The sequence below is a fragment of the Faecalibacterium sp. AF27-11BH genome (assembly GCF_003603005.1).
GTDB classification, from domain to species: Bacteria; Bacillota; Clostridia; order Oscillospirales; family Ruminococcaceae; genus Faecalibacterium; species Faecalibacterium taiwanense.
Map to the genome: position 1 here is coordinate 82,572 of NZ_QVGS01000011.1, position 19,545 is coordinate 102,116.

The following is a 19,545-nucleotide window of genomic DNA, read 5'->3' on the forward strand; positions in this document are numbered from 1 at the left end:
CCCATGCCTGAAAAGAAAAAAGAACAGGTCTTGTCGGTGCGAGACCTTGATATCACCTTTAAGACCACCGCAGGCCCGGTGCACGCCATCCGCGGCGTGAACATCGACCTGTACAAGGGCGAAACAGTGGCGCTGGTGGGCGAATCCGGCTCCGGCAAGTCCGTTACCATGAAAGCCGCCATGGGCATTCTGGCACAGAACGCCATTGTGAACAGCGGCTCCATCCAGTTCAGCTACCATCACGCTGATGGCAGCCCCGAGACGGTGGATCTGCTGCAGAAGGACAAAAAGTGGATCCGCCGCCACATCAACGGCAAGCGCATCGCCATGGTGTTTCAGGATCCCATGACCAGCCTTGACCCCACCATGCCCATCGGCAAGCAGATCATGGAGGGCATGCTGTGGCACTACAAGATGCCCAAGGATGCCGCCTACAAAAAGGCTGTGCAGCTGCTGGAAGAGGTGGGCATCACCGATGCCGAAAAGCGCATGAAGAGCTACCCGCACCAGCTGTCCGGCGGTATGCGCCAGCGCGTGGTCATTGCCATTGCACTGGCCTGCGACCCCGACCTGCTGATCTGTGACGAGCCCACCACGGCACTGGATGTGACCATTCAGGCCAAAATTCTGGAGTTGATCCGCAGCATCCAGCGTGAGCGCGGCATCTCTGTCATTTACATCACCCACGATCTGGGCGTTGTGGCAAAGGTGGCCGATTATGTGGACGTGATGTACGCAGGCAAGATCGTGGAGACCGGCACCATCGATGAGATCTTCTACGAGCCGCGCCACCCCTACACATGGGGCCTGCTTTCCGCCATGCCCGATCTGGACACCGCAGACGACCGTCTGTACACCATTCCGGGTTCGCCGCCGAACCTGCTGCATGAGAAGCAGGGCGATGCCTTTGCGCCGCGCAACCATTTTGCCCTGAACATCGACGACGAAGTGGACCCGCCCATGTTCAAGATCAGCGACACCCACTATGCAGCTACATGGCTGCTGGACCCCCGCGCACCCAAGGTGGACATGCCGCCTGAGCTTGCTCAGCGCATTGCCCGCATGCGTGCCGAGGCAGAAAAGATCAAGGAGGCGGAATAAATGGCAGGACAGAATGCTGCTCCGCTGTTGAAGGTCGAGGGCCTGAAGCAGTATTTCCGCGTGAGCAAGAGCTATACCGTCAAGGCTGTGGACAATGTCAGCTTTGAGATCTATCCCGGCGAGACCTATGGTCTGGTGGGCGAGTCCGGTTCCGGCAAGTCCACCATCGGCCGCAGCGTCATCCGCCTGTATGACCCCACTGCCGGCAAGATCACCTTTGATGGGCATGATATCAGCGGCAGGCTGAGCCGCGTGCAGAACGATACGCTGCGCACCCAGATGCAGATGATCTTTCAGGACCCCATGGCATCCCTGAACCCCCGCAAGAAGGTGGAGGATATCATCGGCGAGGGTCTGGACATCCACCACATGTACAAGACCCGCGAAGAGCGCCGCGAAAAGGTGGAGAAAATTCTGGCCAAGGTGGGCCTTGCGCCCGAACATGCCGAGCGCTATCCCCACCAGTTCTCTGGCGGCCAGCGCCAGCGCGTGGGCATTGCCCGCGCCCTCATCATGAACCCCAAGCTCATCATCGCAGATGAGTGCATCTCGGCGCTGGACGTGTCCATTCAGGCGCAGGTGGTCAACCTGATGAAGGATATCCAGCAGGAGACCGGCACGGCCTACCTGTTCATTGCGCATGACCTTTCCATGGTCAAGTACATCTCGGACCGCATCGGCGTGCTGCATCTGGGCCACCTGCTGGAGACGGGTACGACCGAAGAGATCTTCGAGAATCCCATCCACCCCTACACCCGCAGCCTGCTGTCGGCCATCCCGCTGCCGAACCCCGTGGTGGAAAAACGCCGCGTGGCTGAGACCTACGACTACGCCACTTCCGGCATCGATTACAACAAGGGCACCGATCACCATGTGAGCGGCAGCCACTATGTCAAGTGCACCGACGAAGAGTTTGCAAAATGGTGTAAATGATAGTAAACAAAGAAGGAGCGTTCCCGCGTGGAAACGCTCCTTCTTTGTTTTATTATAATTACGCAGAAAGGAATGGAATGCAGGAGATTCAGCAGTTATCGTAGCGGGCAAGGTTGCAGTTGCGGCGTTCGATAAAGTAGTACAGGGCTTTGCTCCGGCTGAAAAAGGCAAAGCGCATTTTATTGTAGAAGGACAAAATAGAACGGCTCTTTTGGTAGGCATGACGGATGAGCTGATCCGATTCAGGGTCTAAGGCAGAACGATAGAGGATCGGGTAATCATTCAGGGCCATATCCACAAAATAGGCATCGTTTTCCAGCATGTCGGGGTACAGCTTTTCAAGAAACAGATAACGCTCTGTGACCATCGCAAGCCTGTCCTGAAAGAACTTTATACAGTCTGTATGGAGAGTGCTGCCATCGCGCTGATAATAGTAATACAGGGGTTCGTCCGAGTACACGATCTGCCCTGCGTCGAACAGGATCTTGTGTGCAATGCCAAGATCTTCCATAACACGACCGACCGGAAACCGGATGGTGTCAAACAGTTCCCGTTTGCATAATTTATTCCATGCATAACATGCGTAGGTATCCTCCGTAAAAAGCTCCCGGATGGCATCAGCACCCTGAAAGAGCGTAACGTTTCGGGAAGAAAGCGGAGCAGGGACCTCCGGCGCGTCAGCATAGACGAGTTTCCAATGGACGGCAGAAATATCGGTGTGGTACTCATGGAGCAGATCATAAAGGGTCTCGATGAAATTTTCTGCAATGTAATCATCGCTGTCAACAAAGGAGATGTACGCACCGGATGCCGCATCCAGTCCCACATTCCGGGCATCGGATTGGCCGCCGTTTTTCTTATGGATGACCCTGATGCGTGCGTCCCGCTGTGCCCATGCATCACAGAGTGCAGGGCAGTTATCGGGAGAACCATCATCGACCAGGATCACCTCAAGGTTCGGATATGTCTGGGCCAGAATGCTGGCGACACACCGGTCCAAATAGGGCTCTACTTTATATACCGGAACAATGACGGACACGAGTTCGTTATTTGTATTCTGCATGATATCCTCCTCCAAGCTGGTTTAATCATATCATGGGAGCAGGGATTCCGCAATGAGAACTTTATAAGTTTTGGGTTCAAGCGGTTATGAGAACGTCGCTAATTTTGAAATCCCGTTTTTCTTGTGAAATCTTGTGACTGTCTGATAATTCCATGAAAGTGCCTTTGTGTACTTTGATGTAACTTTTGGTGGCTTTTTGTCTCTAAAACGGCTCTTTGTACCCAGAACCGTACCCAAGAATTTTTGGGTACGAAACTCGACACTTACTGTTACTATTTTGGATTTACATGGCTCACTTTCTAAAATTGAAGGTGAGCTTTTTCTTTTGCAGAAATCGGGAAGGAGGTTTTCTACTCCTCTGCTGCGGACCCCCTCTATCTGTCCGCAGCAGAACAACAAAATGCAAAAAGCCCAGAGCGATACCGCTCCAGGCTCCTTTGTCTGTATGTACATATCATATGTATAATGTCCGGGGCGGATATTGTCAAGGGAAGTGAACGGGTTTCATCTCTAGGTGCCCACCGATTCATCTTGTTTGGTGTTTTGCATCCACCGCACCAGCGCTTCGGCGTCCTGTTTGCCTTTGGCGTACATTTTTTCAAGGCCGGCGCGGTTCTTGGTCAGGGTGGACATTCCCTCGGTGCTGTCCGGGGCGATGATGCAGACAAGGCCCTGTCGCTCCAGCTCCCGCGCCCGCTGGACAGCTGTGTTGTACCGCCATGCCCGGCGGCGCAGCCCCTCGGCTGCAGCGGGGTAATGCGACTGCAGCAGGTGTGCCAGATGCTCGTCCCGGGCATTACTACTCACCAGCCCGATGGGCTTGGTCAGGATGAGAGCCACCCGGTCGCAGCCGTGGGCAAAGGCCCATTCCAGCGGGACGGGGTCGGCCAGGCCGCCATCAAAATAAGGCACGCCGTCGATGACGCAGGGCTGGTCGATGACCGGGATGCAGCAGGACGCCATGAGGACGCGGTAGTCGTCCGGGTGGAAGTCTGCCTTGGTGAAATACTGCGCCTCGCCGTTCTGTGCATTAGCGGCCACCACGCAGAGCTCTGCCGGGCTGCGGGCAAGCGCCGCGTAATCCAGCGGATTCTCGCCGCCTGCATTGCTGAGGGTGCCGTAGACATAGCCCAGATCGAGATAGGAGTGCTTGCGGATGAGGTTGTGCACGCTCATGTACTCCCTGCGGAAGGAGTATTCATCGTAAAAGGGCTTGTTCCGCCCATGCTGGCCTGCCAGATAGGACGTCATATTGGCGCTGCCCGCCGAAACGCCGATGCAGAGATCGAAGCGGAGGTCCTCCTCCAGGCAGCGGTCCAGCACGCCAGCGCCGTAAATGCCCCGCAGGCCGCCACCCACATCGATGACACCGTATTTCATGGTCTGTTCCTCCATCGTTTAATTCCATTTCTCTCCCAGTATAACGGGACGGCGGGAAATACTCATTGAGCAAACGGCGGGATCTGATGCAATTTGCGGCAGAAAGCAGGATCTGCCGCAATGGGGGGCAAACAAAAACGGCCAGCGTATCATGTGCTCTGTGATATGTACCCCTAATCGAAAAAATCCATCCGCATATGTTCCGGCACGCCTTCGTCAGCATTCTGTTGTCTAATCCCAATATCGGTGTGGCAACGGTGGCCGCAGAAGCCGGACGCGCTCAGCCCAGCACGACCCTTGCAATCTACACGCAGGTCTACGACAGACGACGTGATGAGATTCGGAAACAGATGAGCAAAGAATTGTACAAGTAAAGCGCCTATTCATGCAAAAAGAAAAGCACGAGAGCAAAATCTCGTGCTTTTTTGGTGGGCCAGCCAGGACTTGAACCCGGGACCAAGCGGTTATGAGCCGCCAGCTCTGACCAACTGAGCTACTAGCCCGCATATTCTACGCTGCAGCACTTACAAGTATACCAAAAACAGCGCAAAATGAAAAGCATTTACACAAAACTTTATTTGGTGCGGTGGGCATCCAGCTTCTGCTGCATAAAACGATCAAGCATTTCCTGCGGGAACAGCGGCTCCTTGTAGCCAAAGGCTTCGCGGATGAAGATCAGGGTCACTACGGTCTGACGACCGGGGTCCAGCCGGAGGGTATACAGGGTGTCCAGCGGCTGCTGGGTGGGCTGGTGCAGGGTGAGATGCAGCAGAAAGCCGCCGTCCTTTTCCCGGCGGCACTCGTACACGAACTCGTCGGCGTCCCTGTGCTCGTCCAGCCGGTCGAAGCACTCGTCCAGCGGCAGGTCGGTGCGGAACTCCGAAAGGCCGGCGGGGCCGTACTGGCTGCGGCGGGTATTCTCGCGCCGGGACAAAAGAAAAACGATCACGCCAAGTACGGCGGCAAGCAGGACGATGGAAACTGCGGCGTTCATGAAGATCCTCCTGAAGAGTTTTTCTTATTGTAACACAACCCGCATACTTTTGTGCTATAATATTTTTAATTCTTTGAAAATTTTGTCAGGAGCCTGCGCACTGCTGCAGGCGGGAGGAACACAATGAAGCTCAAATTTACACGCAAGACCTGGTACTTTTTCCTGCTGGCGGCAGCGGCAATGTCCATGCTGGGCGGCTTTGCCGTGCTGGGCGGCATGGATTTTTCGGGGCTGGAACTGATCGTGTTCTGCATCACCGGCATTGCAGTGCTGTTTTTGGCCGCACAGAAGGGTGCTCCCGCCAAGGATAAGCGCAGCTACACGCTGGTGTTCGTGCTGCTGATGCTCAGCAAGCTGGCTGCAGGCGGCTGGGCGGGCGACCTGTGCTCGGCACTGGTGTGGCCGGGCCTGCTTGCCATCGAGTACGGCCACGGCAGGCCCATCCAGCGCCCGCTGCAGCTGGTGTGCATTTCGGAAGCGCTGCGCCTTTTGTTCTGGCTGCTGACGAAGTATGCGGGCATGAGCGCCCTTGCCTTCTGGACGAACATCATGTTCGTGCTGCTGGCCTGCGCCCGGGGCTGGGCAGCGCTTGTGCTGTATAAGACCCAGGAGGAGACCCTGTGACCCAGCGGCGCAAGTCCAAAAAAACGGAAGCGGAACCGCGCCGTGTGAACCGGCGCACCTTTCTGGCGGGGGCCGGTGCTGCTGCCTGTGTGGGTGCGGGGCTGTGGCTGCGCAGAAAAAAGTTTTCCAAACAGGACAAAACGAAAGCAGAAAAACAGCCTGTTGAGAACCCCGCCCTGCCTGCAGGCGAGTGGCGGGCTGTATGGGTGAGCTATCTGGAATGGGCAGCAATGGATTTTTCCTCGGCGGATGCCTTCCGCGCCGGGTGCGTGCAAATGCTGGAAAACTGCGCGGGCCTTGGGCTGAACACGGTGCTTGCGCAGGTGCGGCCCTTCGGGGATGCACTTTACAAAAGCCAGCTGTTCCCGTGGAGCCACCTGTGCACCGGCGTGCAGGGGCAGGACCCCGGTTTTGACCCGCTGGACATCCTTTTGCAGGAGGCCCACGGGCGCGGCCTTTCGGTGGAAGCGTGGCTGAACCCCTACCGGCTGCGGTCCTCTGCAGCCATGCCGCCGAATCTGGCAGAGAACAACCTTGCCAACACCCACCCGGAATGGGTGTGTGCAGTGGGCGACGGGCTGTATCTGAACCCGGCCGAGCCTGCAGCGGCGGACTATGTGGTGCAGGGCGTGGCCGAGCTTTTGCAGAACTACGCGGTGGACGGCATCCACTTTGACGATTATTTTTACCCTGCGACCGAAGAAAGCATCGATGCGGCGCAGTTTGCGGCCAGCGGTGCGGCAGACCTTGCAGCATGGCGGCGGCAGAACGTGACCGCTCTGGTCAAGAAGGTGCACGACGCGGTGAAGACTGCAGACCCGACGCTGCGCTTTGGCATCAGTCCGCAGGGGAATCCCGACAACGACCTCAACAGCCAGTACAGCGATGTGACGGCGTGGCTGGCTGCAGGCGGGGAAGAACAGGTGGTGGATTATCTCTGCCCGCAGATCTACTGGGGCTATGGCTACACGCTGCAGAGCGGCAGCACCCGATTTGCCTTTGAGAACATCGTGCCCGCGTGGCTGGCGTACCCGCGCGCAGAGGGCGTGGCCCTGTACTTCGGGCTGGGCGCGTACCGCGTGGGCACCGGTGACGGCGGCGCGAACCCGGACAGCGTAAGCGGCTGGAGCACCGGCGATGTGCTGGCCCGGCAGGTGCAGGACCTGCGCAGTCAAAACGCGGGCGGCTGGGCGCTGTACCGGTACGGCAGTCTGTTTGGTGCGGGTGCACCGGAGCAGGCCGCTGCCGAGTGTGCTGCCCTGCGGGCGGTCACTGGCAAAGAAACGTAAAATCAGGCGGCAAACCGCACAAAAAGAAAAGCCCCGGCGGGGCTTTTCTTGCAGTACGGCACAGGACAAATGTCTTGTACAGCGCCGGAAAATGCGGTATACTATATCTGTGTCTGCTCTGTACAAGAACAGGGCGGAGGGATGAAAAACAAAGAGAAGCGCATTGCTTCGTGAGGAAACGTATGAAGATGAAAAAAAGGATCGTTGTGCTGCTGATGGCGCTGGTGCTTGCAGTGGGCCTAATCGGCTGCAAGGACACCCTGAAGAGCATCGTGCACAAGGCATCGGGCACTTCGGACGAAGTGCAGGAAGAGGACACTACCCGCTGGGCCGACCAGACCAGTGATCCGCTGATCATTCAGGGCATTGCAGACTCCTCGGCCAAGTTTGCCACGGCCACGGCGGATGGCTGCCTGTATGCAGTGTTCAACGGCATCTGGAGCCGCCAGACCAGCTACTTTACCGTGCCCTCCGGCACGCTGAGTATTATGGGTTGCGGCACGGCTGAGGGCACCCAGCGGTTCAAGGTGGCCGTGTGGAAAAAGGTGGACGGCGGCGCAGAGTATGTAGCCGACAGCACCTATTATATCCATACCGACGGCACCGACTACCGCTGCACCATCTCCGGGCTGGACCCGGCGGCGCAGTACCGTGTGACCATCTCCTATGACTCCAGCAAGTACTACCTGTACGGCCTGCTGAAGGTGGAGGGAATTGGCTGATGAGCACACAAACCAAGAACTCTCTGCTTTTGCTGCTGTGCTCCCTTATTTGGGGCACAGCCTTTGTGGCCCAGAGCGCCGGTTCCGGCATGGGAGCCTACAGCTTTCTGGCCGGGCGCAGCTGGCTGGCTGTACTGGTGCTGATCCCCACGGTGATGGTGTTTGATGCCATCCGCCGCAAAAGCGGCACCGATGCAAAGCCCAAAACTGCTGCCGAGAAGAAAAAGCTGCTGGCGGCAGGCTTTGTGTGCGGCACCCTTCTGTTTGCTGCTTCCGCTGCACAGCAGATCGGCATTACCATCAATCCGTCCACGGCAAAGGCCGGCTTCCTGACCGCCATGTACGTGGTGCTGGTGCCGGTGTTCGGCCTGTTTCTGGGCCGTAAGGGCAGCGCGCAGCTGTGGGTGAGCATGGTGGTAGCCGTGCTGGGCCTGTACCTGCTGTGCATGAAAAACGGCTTTGGCAGCATCGAGTCCAGCGACTGGCTCCTGCTGAGCTGTGCGGTGCTGTTCAGCTTCCAGATCATTGCGGTGGACCACTTTTCCCCGCAGGTGGACGGCGTGCGGCTGAGCCTTGCCGAGTTTCTGGTGGTGTCGGTGGAAAGCACCGCTGCGGCTCTGCTGTTCGAGACACCTTCCGCAGCGCAGTTCGCGGAGAATGCGCTGCCGATCCTCTACTGCGGCATCATGTCCAGTGGCGTGGCCTACACCCTGCAGATCCTGGGCCAGCGGGATCTGAACCCTGCCATTGCCAGCCTGATCATGTGTCTGGAAAGCGTGTTCAGTGCGCTGGGCGGCTGGATGCTGCTGCACCAGAACCTTTCTGCCCGGGAAGTCTTTGGCTGTGTGCTGATCTTTGCTGCTGTGGTGCTGGCCCAGCTGCCGCTGGAAATGCTGCACCGGGCAAAAAAGACTACCTGACCTCATGGCGGGCAGAAAGCAGGAGACACAGCTGCGCACGGCAGGCGGCATCCAATACGAGCTGACCCGCAAACGGGTCAAGAACCTGAACATCCGTGTGCGGGAGGATGGCACCGTGGCGGTGAGCATCCCCTTGCGGACAAGTGCAGAAGCGGCAGACCGCTTTGTGGCCGCACGCGCCGACTGGGTGCAGCAGGCCCGGGAACGTGCTGTGCGGCGCGCAGCGAAGGAAGCGCGGCCTCTGCCGGATAAGGAAACAGCGCTGGCCTATTTTACGGCCATGAGCGATAAGGTCTACCCGGCCTTTGCCGGAGTGCTGGGCGGGCACAAGCCTGTTATCAAAGTGCGCAGCATGACCAGCCGGTGGGGCGTGTGCTTTATGGCAAAACGGCAGATCACCTTTGCGCTGCAGCTGTATCATATGCCCCCGGCGGCGCAGATTTATGTGGTAGTGCATGAGTACTGCCACTTTTTGCAGCCCAACCACAGCCCGGCGTTCTGGGCCGAGGTGGCAAAGCTGCTGCCGGACTGGAAAGCCCGGCGGGCGCTTTTAAAGTGACTAAATAGTGGGAAAGCGGATGCGGGCGGTCACAGACCGGCCCGCATCCGAATTGTAAAACAGGAGGGAAGTTCCCTTGGAAAACGAAAAAAAGTCCGGCGATAAATATTCAAAGCTTGCCGGCAACACATTGATCTTTGCCATTTCCAGCTTTTCGTCAAAGCTGCTCACCCTGATCGTCCAGCCGTTCCTGACCTATGCAATGGCGGAGATCTCCGATCTGGGCCTTTCCAAGATCCTGAGCCAGTACGCGAACCTGCTCATCCCGTTCGTGTCCATGGGCATGTCCAACGCCATCATCCGCTTTGGTCTGGACAAGGGCAACAGCGAAAAACAGGTGTTCACCAACGGCCTGCTGACCATTCTGGGCGGCTTTGGCATTCTGGTGCTGTGCTGGCCCATTGCGCAGTTCCTGCCCGATATGGCACAGTACGGCCTGCTCATTTACATCTATGTGCTCATGAGCTGCCTGCGCACCCTGTGCACCCAGTTTGTGCGCAGCCGCCAGTGGAACAAGCTGGTGGCCGTGGACGGCGTGCTGTGCACCGTGGCCACCATGGCTTTCTACGTGCTGTATCTGGTGGGCTTCAAGTGGGGTGCCAACGGCTACCTGCTGGCCATCATCAGCGGCGACCTTGCCAGTGTGCTGTTCCTGATGTTCACCGGCAAGCTGTGGAACTATGTGGAGCTGAAGGGCATCAACAAGGATCTGTGGAAGCAGATGCTGCGCTTCTCGCTGCCCATGATCCCGGCACAGATCAGCTTCTGGATCATCAACGCATCCGACCTGTTCTTTGTGCGTGAGATGTGCAACGGTCTGGACGGCCGCGACGGCAATGCATGGAGCGGCCTGCTTTCCACCGGCTATTTCTTGCCCACCATCCTTACTACGCTGGGCCTGATCTTCTACGATGCATGGCAGCTTTCCGCTGTGACCGAGGAAGAGGGCCGCGCAAAGTTCTTTACCAAAATTTTCCGCACCTATTCCAGTGTGCTGTTCTGCTGCGCAGCCGGTATCATCTGGCTGTGCCGCCCGGTGATGCACGTGATGAAGTCCAACTACTACTATGCATGGCACTTTGTGCCGTTCCTTGTGCTGGCTTCCACCTGCAGCTGCTTCAACCAGTTCATGAACAGCGTGTATGTGGTGAATAAAAAGTCCACCCGCAGCATGATCACCATGATGGCGGGTGCTGTGAGCAACTGCATCATGAACTACTTCTTCATCAAGTGGTGGGGGCCTGTGGGCGCTACCTATGCGTCCTTCCTTGGCCTTGCGCTGGTGTTCACCCTGCGCGCCATCGATGCCCACCGCATGATCGGGATGCAGGTACATCCGGGCCGCGTGCTGGTGAACGCCGCCGCGCTGGTGATCGAAGCCTTTGTGCTGCTGGCCGAAACGCCGCTCTATGGCCTGTGGACCGGAATCATCACGGCGCTGATCATCCTGTACAACTTTGCCGGTGTGTGGGCCATGGCCCGTGTCCTGCTGCCCAAGCTTCTGGGCCGCCGCGGCAAGGCACTGGTAAATGTGATCGACGGCTGGATCGCACCCAAGAAAGCATAACAGCATAACTGAAAATAAACGCAGAAAGTCCCCAGAACGCTGGTTCCGGGGACTTTTTCAGCAATCGGGAAAACGTTCAGTGCCGGGCATTTTTGCCGGTCAGGCTGGCAAAAGTGCCGCCAGCCATTAGGGCAAAAAGTACCGCCATTCCTCAGAATGACGGTAAAACGGATGCAGCAGATCAGGCAAGATGCTTTTCCAGCCAGCTGCCGATATCTTCAAACACTTCCTGATGGTTCGTTTCCACCAGCAGTTCATGCCGGGCACCGGGGTACAGCTTGCACTCAATGTTCTGCACACCGGCATCTTTCAGGCTCTGGATGGCACGCTGCACGCCCTTGCCCTGTTCGCCCACCGGGTCGGCATCGCCAGCCAAGAACAGCAGCGGCAGGTCTTTGGGCATTTTTGCAAGGAACGCCGGGTCGTGCAGGCGCAGGATGCCGCTGAACATGCTGTAGTAGGCGTTCAGCGTAAAGGTAAAGGTGCAGCGTTCGTCGGCCAGATATTTGTCCACCTCGGCCTGATCGCGGTTGAGCCAGTCGTGGGTGGTGCGGCCCTCCAGCCCTTTGTTGTAGCCCATAAAGGACATGTTGGCCACGAACTTGCTGCGGTACTGCCAGCCATGAAAGACCGCCAGCACCCGGCAGAGGGTCTTGGCAAACTGCACCAGTGCCTTGGGCTGGAAGCCGGTGCCCATGATGATGGCTCCGTCCAGCTCATGGCCGTATTCGCACAAATACTGCCGGGCATAGAACGAACCCATGCTGTGCCCCAGCAGAAAATAAGGCACGCCCGGGTACAGCTCTTTGGTGCGCACGGTCATGGCGTGCAGGTCGGCCAGAACGGCGCGGTTGCCGTCCGGCTCGGCAAAGTAGCCGTAGTCCGCTTTGGTGCGGATGGAGCCGCCGTGGCCCAAATGGTCGTGGCCGGTAACAAGAATGCCCCGCCCGGCCAGATATTCCGCCAGCGGCTTGTAGCGGTCAATAAATTCCACCATGCCGTGGGACAGCTGCAGAACCGCCTTTACTTCACCTTCCGGCACACAGCGGAAGGCATGCAAAGTCCGCCCCGGCACAGTGGACGGGACGGTGAAATCGATCATCTGGCTCATAGCAGAGCCTCCTTTTTTGTGTTTTACAGTGCACCGATCTTGCGGCGGCAGGCCGGGCAGATGCAGTAGCCCGCAAACTGCACCGAAGACTCATCCACCTCGCCGCAGAAATCGCAGCTGCCGGCGGGCCGATGCTTTTTGAGCACGATGGAGTCGCCATCCACAAAGATCTCCAGCTTGGTGTCAGTGTCCAGATGCATACTGGTGCGCAGCTCCTTGGGCAGAACGATGCGGCCCAGCGCATCGATGCCGCGGACGATACCGGTACTTTTCATAGTATTCCATTCTCCTTTATCCTTTTCCTGTGATAGCCAGTCTGTGACACAATAGGAAAATTGTTCCAGTGGCACTATGCTCAGTATACAAAAAATAACAGCGTTCGTCAATGATTGCGTGACATTTCGACAAAAAACAACCTTTTATACAACTTCTTCCGGCTTGTTCTCCACACGGGCGCTGGTGCGTCCCTCGGGACGGATCTCTCCAGCGGCAGTCAGTGCGATCTTGGTCAGCGTGGGGCCTGCCAGCTCATACACCAGCACCGAGAACAGCACCACGTTGCGCACCATGTGGCCGTCCGAGAGCTGGGCGGCTGTGGCAGCCATGCCCAGTGCCACACCGGCCTGCGGCAGCAGGGTGATGCCGAGGTACTTCTGGATAGCATCACTGCAGCGGGCCCGCGATCAGCGAAAGGAAAGAACGAAAAGGGAAAACGCAGCACAGCCAGAAAAGACGCATATACGTCCAATATACTATCCGCCCAGACAAAAAGCAACCGGAATATGGAGCCCCGGCAAAGAGCTCCGGTCGGGCAAATAAAAGAAACTCCTTCCGTCATCGCTGCGAGATGCCACCCATTCCCCTTCTGGCACTTTCGTGCCACCTCCCCCGGCCGGGGGAGTCTTTCTCACGGAGGGAGGCTCTGGCGAGAAGGAGAAGTGTTCCATTCTGCCAAAGGCTCCCTCTTTGAGGAAGCTGGCACGGCGTAAGACGTGACGGAAGAAGTAAATTTCAAACAATCAGTTGAACTTGAAGACCTTGCGCAGCTGGCGGTACACGCCCAGAGTGAGCTTGTCGCCGCCGGGGAACTTCAGGTCGGTCAGACCGCCCAGATTGTAGCGCACGGCGCGGTAAACGCCGGTGCTTACGTGATCCTTGAGGTACTGCCACAGCCCGGTGCGCTTGGCCTTTGCCTCGTCGCTGCCGTCCAGCAGCAGGAAGATGTCGCTCACAGCCATCATCACGGACAGATAGTGCACCATGTAGGCGTGCAGACGTTTCTGATCCTTCAGCTCATCCAGATCCTGACAGTCGATCATGTGCCGGGTGACCCGCAGCTGCTGATCCACCCGCTTGACCATGATGCTCTCGTTCACGCTCTGGTCGGCACGGCCGATGAAGTAGCGGTACAGATCCAGATCCATGTAGTACATGCTCTTGACATAGGGCAGGGGCTGGTAGACAAAAATGTTGTCCACATAGAAGGTGTGCTTGGGCAGCACCATGCCGCACTTGCGCAGCACCTCGGTGCGGTACATCACCGAGTGCATCAGGATGTTCTGGTCCGGGCGGAAGTGGCCCACATGGGTCCAGTTGAACAGGCGGTTCTGGGGGAACACGTTGGTGTAGCGCACGGTCAGGGTGGTGTTGTCCTCCACATGCTCGTACACATAGTTGCAGATCATCATGTCCGGCGCGGTGCCGCGGGCCACCAGAGTGGTCAGGCGGGCCAGAACCTTTTTCAGGGCGTCGGTGTCCAGCCAGTCGTCGCTGTCCACTACCTTATAGTACAGGCCTGTGGCGTTGCGGATGCCCTGATTCACACCCTCGCCGTGGCCGCCATTTTCCTGATGGATGGTCTTGACGATGGTGGGATATTTGGCGGCGTACTCGTCGCAGATGGCGGGGGTATCGTCCTTCACGGAACCGTCGTCCACAAGGATGATCTCGGCCTGCTCTCCGGCAGAAAGCAGGGTCTCGATGCAATGGCGCATATATGCCGCCGAGTTGTAGCACGGAACGGCGAAGGTGATGAGTTTCTGCTGCATAAGATGATTGCTCCTTTTTCTATCAACAGTCGGCGCACAAAAAACGCCGGACATGGAGTTATGTGCTCCTATTATATCATTTTCGCGCCTGAAAAGCTATCATTTGCAAAAAAATTACCTTTGACATTTCGTGCTTTTTGCCAAAAAAACGGCTCTGCACCTGCGCAAAAGCCCGGCTTTTGTGGTATACTGATATGGTTTTGAAGACATTGCGCAGAAAAAAAACTATTCTATGATACGGAGGAACCCATGGAAAACCCGCACTCGATCTTAAAAAAGGTATTTGGCTACGACAGCTTCCGCCCCGGGCAGGAGGAGATCGTCAGCCGCCTGCTTGCCGGGCAGGATGTACTGGCGGTGATGCCCACCGGTGCGGGTAAATCCATCTGCTATCAGGTGCCGGCGCTGCTTTTGCCGGGCATCACCATCGTGGTGTCGCCGCTGGTCAGCCTGATGAAGGATCAGGTGGGGGCACTGGTGCAGGCGGGCGTGGCGGCGGCGTTTCTGAACAACAGCCTGAACGATAACCAGAAGGCCCTGATGCTGCGCCGCGCCCGGGAAGGCTGGTACAAGATCATCTATGTGGCACCGGAGCGGCTGGAAATGCCCGGCTTCCAGCGGTTTGCACAGGAGCGGGAGATCAGCATGGTGACGGTGGACGAGGCCCACTGCATCAGCCAGTGGGGACAGGACTTCCGGCCCAGCTACCTGCGCATCAAAGCCTTTGTGGACAGCCTGCCCAGCCGTCCGGTGGTGGGCGCATTCACGGCCACGGCCACCGCCCATGTGCGGGACGACATCCGGGAACAGCTGGCCTTGCAGAAGCCCTACGAGGTGACCACCAGCTTTGACCGGCCCAACCTCTATTTTGAGACCCGGCGCGCCCTGCCCAGCCAGAAGCCGAAGGAGCTGCTGGATCTTGTGCTGAAAGAGGGTGACAACGCGGGCATCGTCTACTGCAGCACCACAAAGCAGGTGGATGAGACTGCCCGCCTGCTGCAGAGCCGCGGTATCCGGGCTGCGGCCTACCATGCCAAGCTGGACGCGGATACCCGGCGGAAGAATCAGGACGATTTCCTCTACGACCGGGTGCAGGTTATGGTAGCCACCAATGCCTTCGGCATGGGCATCGACAAGCCCAACGTGCGGTTCGTGATCCACTATAACATGCCCAAGGATCTGGAAAGCTATTATCAGGAAGCAGGCCGTGCAGGCCGCGATGGACAGCCCGCCCGGTGCACGCTGCTCTATTCCGGCACCGATGTGCGCACCATCCGCTTCTTTATTGAAAAGGAGATGGAGGCAGACAACGGCCTGCCCGCCGATGTGAAGGCCGAAGCTGCCCGCAAGGCCGAGGAACGGCTCAAGTACATGACATTCTATTCCACCACGCAGGACTGTCTGCGGGGATTTCTGCTGCATTACTTCGGCGAAGCTGCACCAAAGAAATGCGGCAACTGCTCCTGCTGTCTGGCCGCAGAGCAGGAAGCGCAGCTGCAGGTGGAGTATTCCCGGCGGCGCGCGGCGGATAATGCCCGCCGCCTGACCGAGAAGCCGCGCCGCACAAAGGCGGTGGCAGGCGAGCTGAGCGAGTTTGACGAAAAGCTGCTGAATGCCCTCTATGCTCAGCGCAAGCGGCTGGCCGGAAAGCAGAATATCCCGGCCTTTATGGTGTTCAGCGATGCCACCCTGCGGGAAATGGTGGAGAAGAAACCGCTGAGCACCGATGAACTGCTGAATATCAGCGGTGTGGGCGAGAAGAAAGCCGCCCGCTACGGCAATGCCTTCCTGCGCATCATCGAGGATGCCGTGGGCAGCAGAGAGTAAAACAAAAAAAGAAAGCGTCCAGTTTTCCACACGTTCCGTTCAGGAAGTGGAAAACCGGACGCTCTTTTCTGTTATGTTTATTTTTCCATAGTATGGGTGGCGAACACCTTTTCGTCCTCCCACCACACGGGCTGACCGGCGGCAAGGGTCTTTTTCACATCCAGCAGACGCTGGTTGCTGCTGCCGCGGAACCGCAGGGAGATATCGTGCTTTGCCTGCACGAACTCGCCGTCCACCAGCACATCCAGCAGGCTCAGCAGCTCGTCGGTGGCTTCACACCGGGCAAGGCTTGGCTCTTTGCCGGTCAGCTGTTCCCAGGTGTAGCCGGAATAGCACCATACCGTTTTGTTCGGGTACAAGGCCTTGAAGTTGCGCACGAAGGGCAGCAGCTCCCGCTGATTTTCCGGCTCCATGGGTTCGCCGCCCAGCAGCGATAGGCCCGCGATATAGTCCGGCTGGCAGGATGCAAACACCTCGTTGCGGGTGGGTTTGTCGAAGGGCTGGCCATAGTCAAAGTCCCACGCCACGGCGTTGAAGCACCCCGGGCAGTGGTGGCGGCAGCCGGACACGAACACGCTGGTGCGCACCCCCGGGCCGTTGGCAATGTCATAGTATTTGATGGTTGCGTAGTTCATAATATGATTCCTGTACTTTACAAAGAAATGGAAGCCTGCCGTTGCGGCCCTTCCGGTGAAAATACGTTTGGAGCGGCCCGCAGGCCGCTCCAAACGTGAAATAGAAAAAATTTTCCGCTGTTATGCCCAGAACGAAGTGGAGGGCATTTGAATCGTAATTACAGATGCAGCACGCGGTCCTTGATCTCCTGCGTGCGGCCCTGATTCCAGAACTGGGTGCCGATATAGCCGCAGGTGCGGCGGGCAACGTTCAGCTTGTTCTGGTCGCGGTTGCCGCACTTGGGGCACTCCCACACCAACTTGCCGTCATCCTCCACGATCTTGATCTCGCCGTCATAGCCGCACACCTGACAGTAATCGGATTTGGTGTTCAACTCCGCATACATGATGTTGTCATAGATGAACTGCAGCACACTTATGACGGCTTCCAGATTGTCCTGCATGTTGGGCACTTCCACATAACTGATGGCACCGCCCGGGGACAGGCGCTGGAAGTCGGATTCAAACTTCAGCTTGGTGAAGGCATCGATCTGCTCCGACACATGCACATGGTAGCTGTTGGTGATATAGTTCTTGTCGGTAATACCGGGCACGATGCCAAACCGCTTCTGCAGGCACTTGGCGAACTTGTAGGTGGTGGATTCCAGCGGGGTGCCGTAGAGGGAGTAGTCGATGTTCTCGGCCTTTTTCCAGGCGTTGCACTTGTCGTTCATGTGCTGCATCACGCTCAGAGCAAAGGGCTTTGCACCGGCATCGGTGTGGCTCTTGCCGGTCATATACTTCACGCACTCATACAGACCGGCATAGCCCAGACTGATGGTGGAGTAGCCGCCGAACAGCAGCTTGTCGATCTTTTCGCCCTTCTTCAGTCGGGCCAATGCGCCGTACTGCCACAGGATGGGGGCGGCATCGCTGGGAGTGCCCAGCAGCCGCTTGTGCCGTGCCTGCAGTGCGCGGTGGCACAGGGCCAGACGCTCGTCGAAGATCTTCCAGAACTTCTCAAAGTTGCCCTTGGAGGAGAGTGCCACGTCCACCAGATTGATGGTGACAACGCCCTGATTGAACCGACCGTAGTATTTGGGCTTGCCGGTCTCGGGGTCCACATAGGGGGTCAGGAAGCTGCGGCAGCCCATGCAGGTGTAGCAGTGGCCTTCGCCGTTTTTGTCCACCTTGAGCTCCAGCATTTTCTTCTCGGAGATATAGTCGGGCACCATGCGTTTTGCGGTGCACTTGGCGGCCAGCTCGGTCAGATAATAGTAGGGAGTGCCGGGGCGGATGTTGTCCTCTTCCAGCACATAGATCAGCTTGGGGAAAGCGGGGGTGATCCACACACCGGCCTCGTTCTTCACGCCCTGATAGCGCTGGCGGATGGTCTCCTCAATGATGATGGCAAGGTCTGCCTTCTCCTGCGGATTGCGCGCCTCACCCAGATACATGAACACGGTGATAAAGGGGGCCTGACCATTGGTGGTCATCAGCGTGACCACCTGATACTGGATGGTCTGCACACCGCGGTTGATCTCGCTGCGCAGGCGGCGCTCTACGATCTCCTTCTTGCGCTCGGCAGAAACGTCCAGACCGGCCATTTCCACTTCTACCTCAGCGGCGATCTTCTTGCGGGAGACATCCACAAAGGGGGCGAGGTGGGTCAGGCTGATGCTCTGGCCGCCGTACTGGTTGGATGCCACCTGTGCAATGATCTGGGTGGCGATGTTGCAGGCGGTGGAGAAGCTGTGAGGCTTTTCAATATAGGTGCCGGAAATGACGGTGCCGTTCTGCAGCATGTCCTCCAGATTCACCAGATCGCAGTTGTGCATGTGCTGGGCAAAGTAGTCGGAATCGTGGAAGTGGATCAGACCCTCCTGATGTGCCTTGACGATCTCCGGATCCAGCAGCAGACGGGCGGTCAGATCTTTGGAGATCTCACCGGCCATATAGTCGCGCTGTACGCTGTTCACGGTGGGGTTCTTGTTGGCGTTCTCCTGCTTGACCTCTTCGTTCTGGCACTCGATCAGGCTCAGGATGCGCTCATCGGTGGTGTTGGTCTGGCGCTTCAGGCTCTGCACATAGCGGTAGGTGATGTAGTGCCGGGCCACATCATGTGCCTTGATGTCCATGAGCTGGTTCTCCACCATATCCTGCACTTCTTCTACGCTGACGGCGCGGTTCAGCGCCTGACACTGGTCGGTAACAGCAGCGGCGATCTGGGTGATCTGGTCCTTTGTCAGACGGCTCTGGCCGCTCACAGAATCGCTGGCCTTAGTAACAGCGGTGATGATCTTGGTGATATCAAAGGGGACCTCTGCACCGTTGCGTTTGATGATCTTCATCGGCTCTCCTCCTTAACAAATAAAGCACAGTGTGAACGGGTATCTCTTACAATAAGAGATACCCGTTTTGCGCACACGATATCCAACAAACTGAATGTAGCTCTATTCTATCACTATCTAGTGGCAAGTCAAGGAAAATACCACTACATTTTGCGTTTTGGAGTTTTAGCCAAAATTCATGGATAATTTTCAGGATAAAATCTGAGCCAAGACCTCTTGACAACGCACACCTGTTTCCGAGGTGTAATATCGCAAAATATTATACGGCGAAAGCTTTATAATACATTATATAAGTAAAGAGAAAGGGCATTTGTGCCAAGCTGCACCAAAGCAGCTGCGGCGCATATACCTCACGGTCAGATGCCGTTTCCGGTCGTGCGCAAAAAAGAATGAAAAAATCTGTCAAAAAGTGTTGACAAGGAGGCGGGGGTGTGGTATTATA

Annotated in this window: 19 protein-coding genes and 1 tRNA gene; 10 read left to right on the forward strand and 10 right to left on the reverse strand. The window is 57.3% G+C overall.

Annotated elements, in window-relative coordinates:
- Positions 1-3: 3 nt before the first annotated feature.
- The gene (locus DWY76_RS10865; RefSeq protein ID WP_005936870.1) at positions 4-1,101 is read left to right on the forward strand and encodes an ABC transporter ATP-binding protein; all 1,098 of its coding nucleotides are present in this window, start codon (positions 4-6) and stop codon (positions 1,099-1,101) included.
- Positions 1,102-2,034, forward strand: coding sequence for an ATP-binding cassette domain-containing protein (locus tag DWY76_RS10870; RefSeq protein WP_005936872.1), 933 nt, complete (start codon positions 1,102-1,104; stop codon positions 2,032-2,034).
- A gap of 88 nt (positions 2,035-2,122) precedes the next feature.
- Here the strand turns inward: DWY76_RS10870 and DWY76_RS10875 are convergent, their stop codons facing one another.
- On the reverse strand, positions 2,123-3,097 hold the full coding sequence (locus tag DWY76_RS10875; protein WP_044953095.1) for a glycosyltransferase: 975 nt from the start codon (positions 3,095-3,097) through the stop codon (positions 2,123-2,125).
- Positions 3,098-3,607: 510 nt separating this feature from the next.
- Positions 3,608-4,477 (reverse strand): patatin family protein, encoded by an 870-nt coding sequence (locus DWY76_RS10880; protein ID WP_243112015.1) that lies wholly within the window; start codon positions 4,475-4,477, stop codon positions 3,608-3,610.
- 227 nt (positions 4,478-4,704) lie between these two features.
- Here DWY76_RS10880 and DWY76_RS10885 point away from each other — a divergent pair, with 227 nt between their 5' ends.
- Entirely contained in the window at positions 4,705-4,851 is a 147-nt protein-coding gene (locus tag DWY76_RS10885; protein WP_242702980.1) for a hypothetical protein, read from the forward strand.
- A gap of 52 nt (positions 4,852-4,903) precedes the next feature.
- On the opposite strand, the gene DWY76_RS10890 is transcribed toward DWY76_RS10885, so the two are convergent.
- Positions 4,904-4,980: transfer RNA gene (locus DWY76_RS10890), tRNA-Ile, on the reverse strand.
- Between the two features lie 71 nt (positions 4,981-5,051).
- Entirely contained in the window at positions 5,052-5,471 is a 420-nt protein-coding gene (locus DWY76_RS10895; protein ID WP_044953353.1) for a hypothetical protein, read from the reverse strand.
- 123 nt (positions 5,472-5,594) lie between these two features.
- Between DWY76_RS10895 and DWY76_RS10900 the strand changes: the two genes are divergently transcribed.
- The 6 genes from DWY76_RS10900 to DWY76_RS10925 all read left to right on the forward strand — a co-directional run bounded on the left by DWY76_RS10900 (position 5,595) and on the right by DWY76_RS10925 (position 11,152).
- Positions 5,595-6,095 carry a hypothetical protein gene (locus tag DWY76_RS10900; RefSeq protein WP_005938897.1) on the forward strand — a complete coding sequence of 167 codons (501 nt, stop codon included), beginning with the start codon at positions 5,595-5,597 and terminating at the stop codon, positions 6,093-6,095.
- Positions 6,092-7,384: a family 10 glycosylhydrolase gene (locus DWY76_RS10905; protein ID WP_120081340.1), complete on the forward strand. Its 1,293-nt coding sequence runs from the start codon at positions 6,092-6,094 to the stop codon at positions 7,382-7,384. The genes DWY76_RS10900 and DWY76_RS10905 overlap by 4 nt, the downstream gene beginning before the upstream one ends.
- A gap of 182 nt (positions 7,385-7,566) precedes the next feature.
- The gene (locus DWY76_RS10910; protein WP_120081341.1) at positions 7,567-8,106 is read left to right on the forward strand and encodes a hypothetical protein; all 540 of its coding nucleotides are present in this window, start codon (positions 7,567-7,569) and stop codon (positions 8,104-8,106) included.
- On the forward strand, positions 8,106-9,026 hold the full coding sequence (locus DWY76_RS10915; RefSeq protein WP_120081342.1) for a DMT family transporter: 921 nt from the start codon (positions 8,106-8,108) through the stop codon (positions 9,024-9,026). Before DWY76_RS10910 ends, DWY76_RS10915 begins: the two co-directional genes overlap by 1 nt.
- A 4-nt stretch (positions 9,027-9,030) precedes the next feature.
- Positions 9,031-9,585 carry a YgjP-like metallopeptidase domain-containing protein gene (locus DWY76_RS10920; RefSeq protein WP_120081343.1) on the forward strand — a complete coding sequence of 185 codons (555 nt, stop codon included), beginning with the start codon at positions 9,031-9,033 and terminating at the stop codon, positions 9,583-9,585.
- Between the two features lie 76 nt (positions 9,586-9,661).
- Positions 9,662-11,152, forward strand: coding sequence for a lipopolysaccharide biosynthesis protein (locus tag DWY76_RS10925; RefSeq protein WP_097780775.1), 1,491 nt, complete (start codon positions 9,662-9,664; stop codon positions 11,150-11,152).
- A gap of 181 nt (positions 11,153-11,333) precedes the next feature.
- On the opposite strand, the gene DWY76_RS10930 is transcribed toward DWY76_RS10925, so the two are convergent.
- The 4 genes from DWY76_RS10930 to DWY76_RS10945 all read right to left on the reverse strand — a co-directional run bounded on the left by DWY76_RS10930 (position 11,334) and on the right by DWY76_RS10945 (position 14,311).
- Positions 11,334-12,263, reverse strand: a complete 930-nt coding sequence (locus DWY76_RS10930; protein ID WP_120081344.1) for an alpha/beta fold hydrolase — start codon at positions 12,261-12,263, stop codon at positions 11,334-11,336.
- Between the two features lie 23 nt (positions 12,264-12,286).
- Positions 12,287-12,538 (reverse strand): AbrB/MazE/SpoVT family DNA-binding domain-containing protein, encoded by a 252-nt coding sequence (locus tag DWY76_RS10935; RefSeq protein ID WP_005938917.1) that lies wholly within the window; start codon positions 12,536-12,538, stop codon positions 12,287-12,289.
- Between the two features lie 144 nt (positions 12,539-12,682).
- A complete protein-coding gene (locus DWY76_RS10940; protein ID WP_243112017.1) occupies positions 12,683-12,880 on the reverse strand; it encodes a hypothetical protein in 198 nt (65 codons plus the stop codon).
- Positions 12,881-13,282: 402 nt separating this feature from the next.
- The gene (locus DWY76_RS10945) at positions 13,283-14,311 is read right to left on the reverse strand and encodes a glycosyltransferase family 2 protein (protein WP_120081345.1); all 1,029 of its coding nucleotides are present in this window, start codon (positions 14,309-14,311) and stop codon (positions 13,283-13,285) included.
- Between the two features lie 249 nt (positions 14,312-14,560).
- Between DWY76_RS10945 and DWY76_RS10950 the strand changes: the two genes are divergently transcribed.
- Positions 14,561-16,138, forward strand: a complete 1,578-nt coding sequence (locus DWY76_RS10950) for a RecQ family ATP-dependent DNA helicase (protein WP_120081346.1) — start codon at positions 14,561-14,563, stop codon at positions 16,136-16,138.
- A 77-nt stretch (positions 16,139-16,215) separates the two neighbouring features.
- Here DWY76_RS10950 and nrdG read toward each other — a convergent pair whose 3' ends face one another.
- Positions 16,216-16,773 carry an anaerobic ribonucleoside-triphosphate reductase activating protein gene (gene nrdG, locus DWY76_RS10955; protein WP_005938932.1) on the reverse strand — a complete coding sequence of 186 codons (558 nt, stop codon included), beginning with the start codon at positions 16,771-16,773 and terminating at the stop codon, positions 16,216-16,218.
- Between the two features lie 158 nt (positions 16,774-16,931).
- Entirely contained in the window at positions 16,932-19,103 is a 2,172-nt protein-coding gene (gene nrdD / locus DWY76_RS10960; protein ID WP_005938935.1) for an anaerobic ribonucleoside-triphosphate reductase, read from the reverse strand.
- Between the last annotated feature and the right edge of the window lie 442 nt (positions 19,104-19,545).

Excerpts from the sequence above, each read along its gene's own strand:
- DWY76_RS10865 (WP_005936870.1), top strand. The coding sequence starts at position 4 with ATGCCTGAAAAGAAAAAAGAACAGGTCTTGTCGGTGCGAGACCTTGAT.
- DWY76_RS10870 (WP_005936872.1), top strand. The coding sequence starts at position 1,102 with ATGGCAGGACAGAATGCTGCTCCGCTGTTGAAGGTCGAGGGCCTGAAG.
- DWY76_RS10875 (WP_044953095.1), bottom strand. The coding sequence starts at position 3,097 with ATGCAGAATACAAATAACGAACTCGTGTCCGTCATTGTTCCGGTATAT.
- DWY76_RS10880 (WP_243112015.1), bottom strand. The coding sequence starts at position 4,477 with ATGAAATACGGTGTCATCGATGTGGGTGGCGGCCTGCGGGGCATTTAC.
- DWY76_RS10895 (WP_044953353.1), bottom strand. The coding sequence starts at position 5,471 with ATGAACGCCGCAGTTTCCATCGTCCTGCTTGCCGCCGTACTTGGCGTG.
- DWY76_RS10900 (WP_005938897.1), top strand. The coding sequence starts at position 5,595 with ATGAAGCTCAAATTTACACGCAAGACCTGGTACTTTTTCCTGCTGGCG.
- DWY76_RS10910 (WP_120081341.1), top strand. The coding sequence starts at position 7,567 with ATGAAGATGAAAAAAAGGATCGTTGTGCTGCTGATGGCGCTGGTGCTT.
- DWY76_RS10915 (WP_120081342.1), top strand. The coding sequence starts at position 8,106 with ATGAGCACACAAACCAAGAACTCTCTGCTTTTGCTGCTGTGCTCCCTT.
- DWY76_RS10920 (WP_120081343.1), top strand. The coding sequence starts at position 9,031 with ATGGCGGGCAGAAAGCAGGAGACACAGCTGCGCACGGCAGGCGGCATC.
- DWY76_RS10930 (WP_120081344.1), bottom strand. The coding sequence starts at position 12,263 with ATGAGCCAGATGATCGATTTCACCGTCCCGTCCACTGTGCCGGGGCGG.
- DWY76_RS10935 (WP_005938917.1), bottom strand. The coding sequence starts at position 12,538 with ATGAAAAGTACCGGTATCGTCCGCGGCATCGATGCGCTGGGCCGCATC.
- DWY76_RS10945 (WP_120081345.1), bottom strand. The coding sequence starts at position 14,311 with ATGCAGCAGAAACTCATCACCTTCGCCGTTCCGTGCTACAACTCGGCG.
- DWY76_RS10950 (WP_120081346.1), top strand. The coding sequence starts at position 14,561 with ATGGAAAACCCGCACTCGATCTTAAAAAAGGTATTTGGCTACGACAGC.
- nrdG (WP_005938932.1), bottom strand. The coding sequence starts at position 16,773 with ATGAACTACGCAACCATCAAATACTATGACATTGCCAACGGCCCGGGG.
- nrdD (WP_005938935.1), bottom strand. The coding sequence starts at position 19,103 with ATGAAGATCATCAAACGCAACGGTGCAGAGGTCCCCTTTGATATCACC.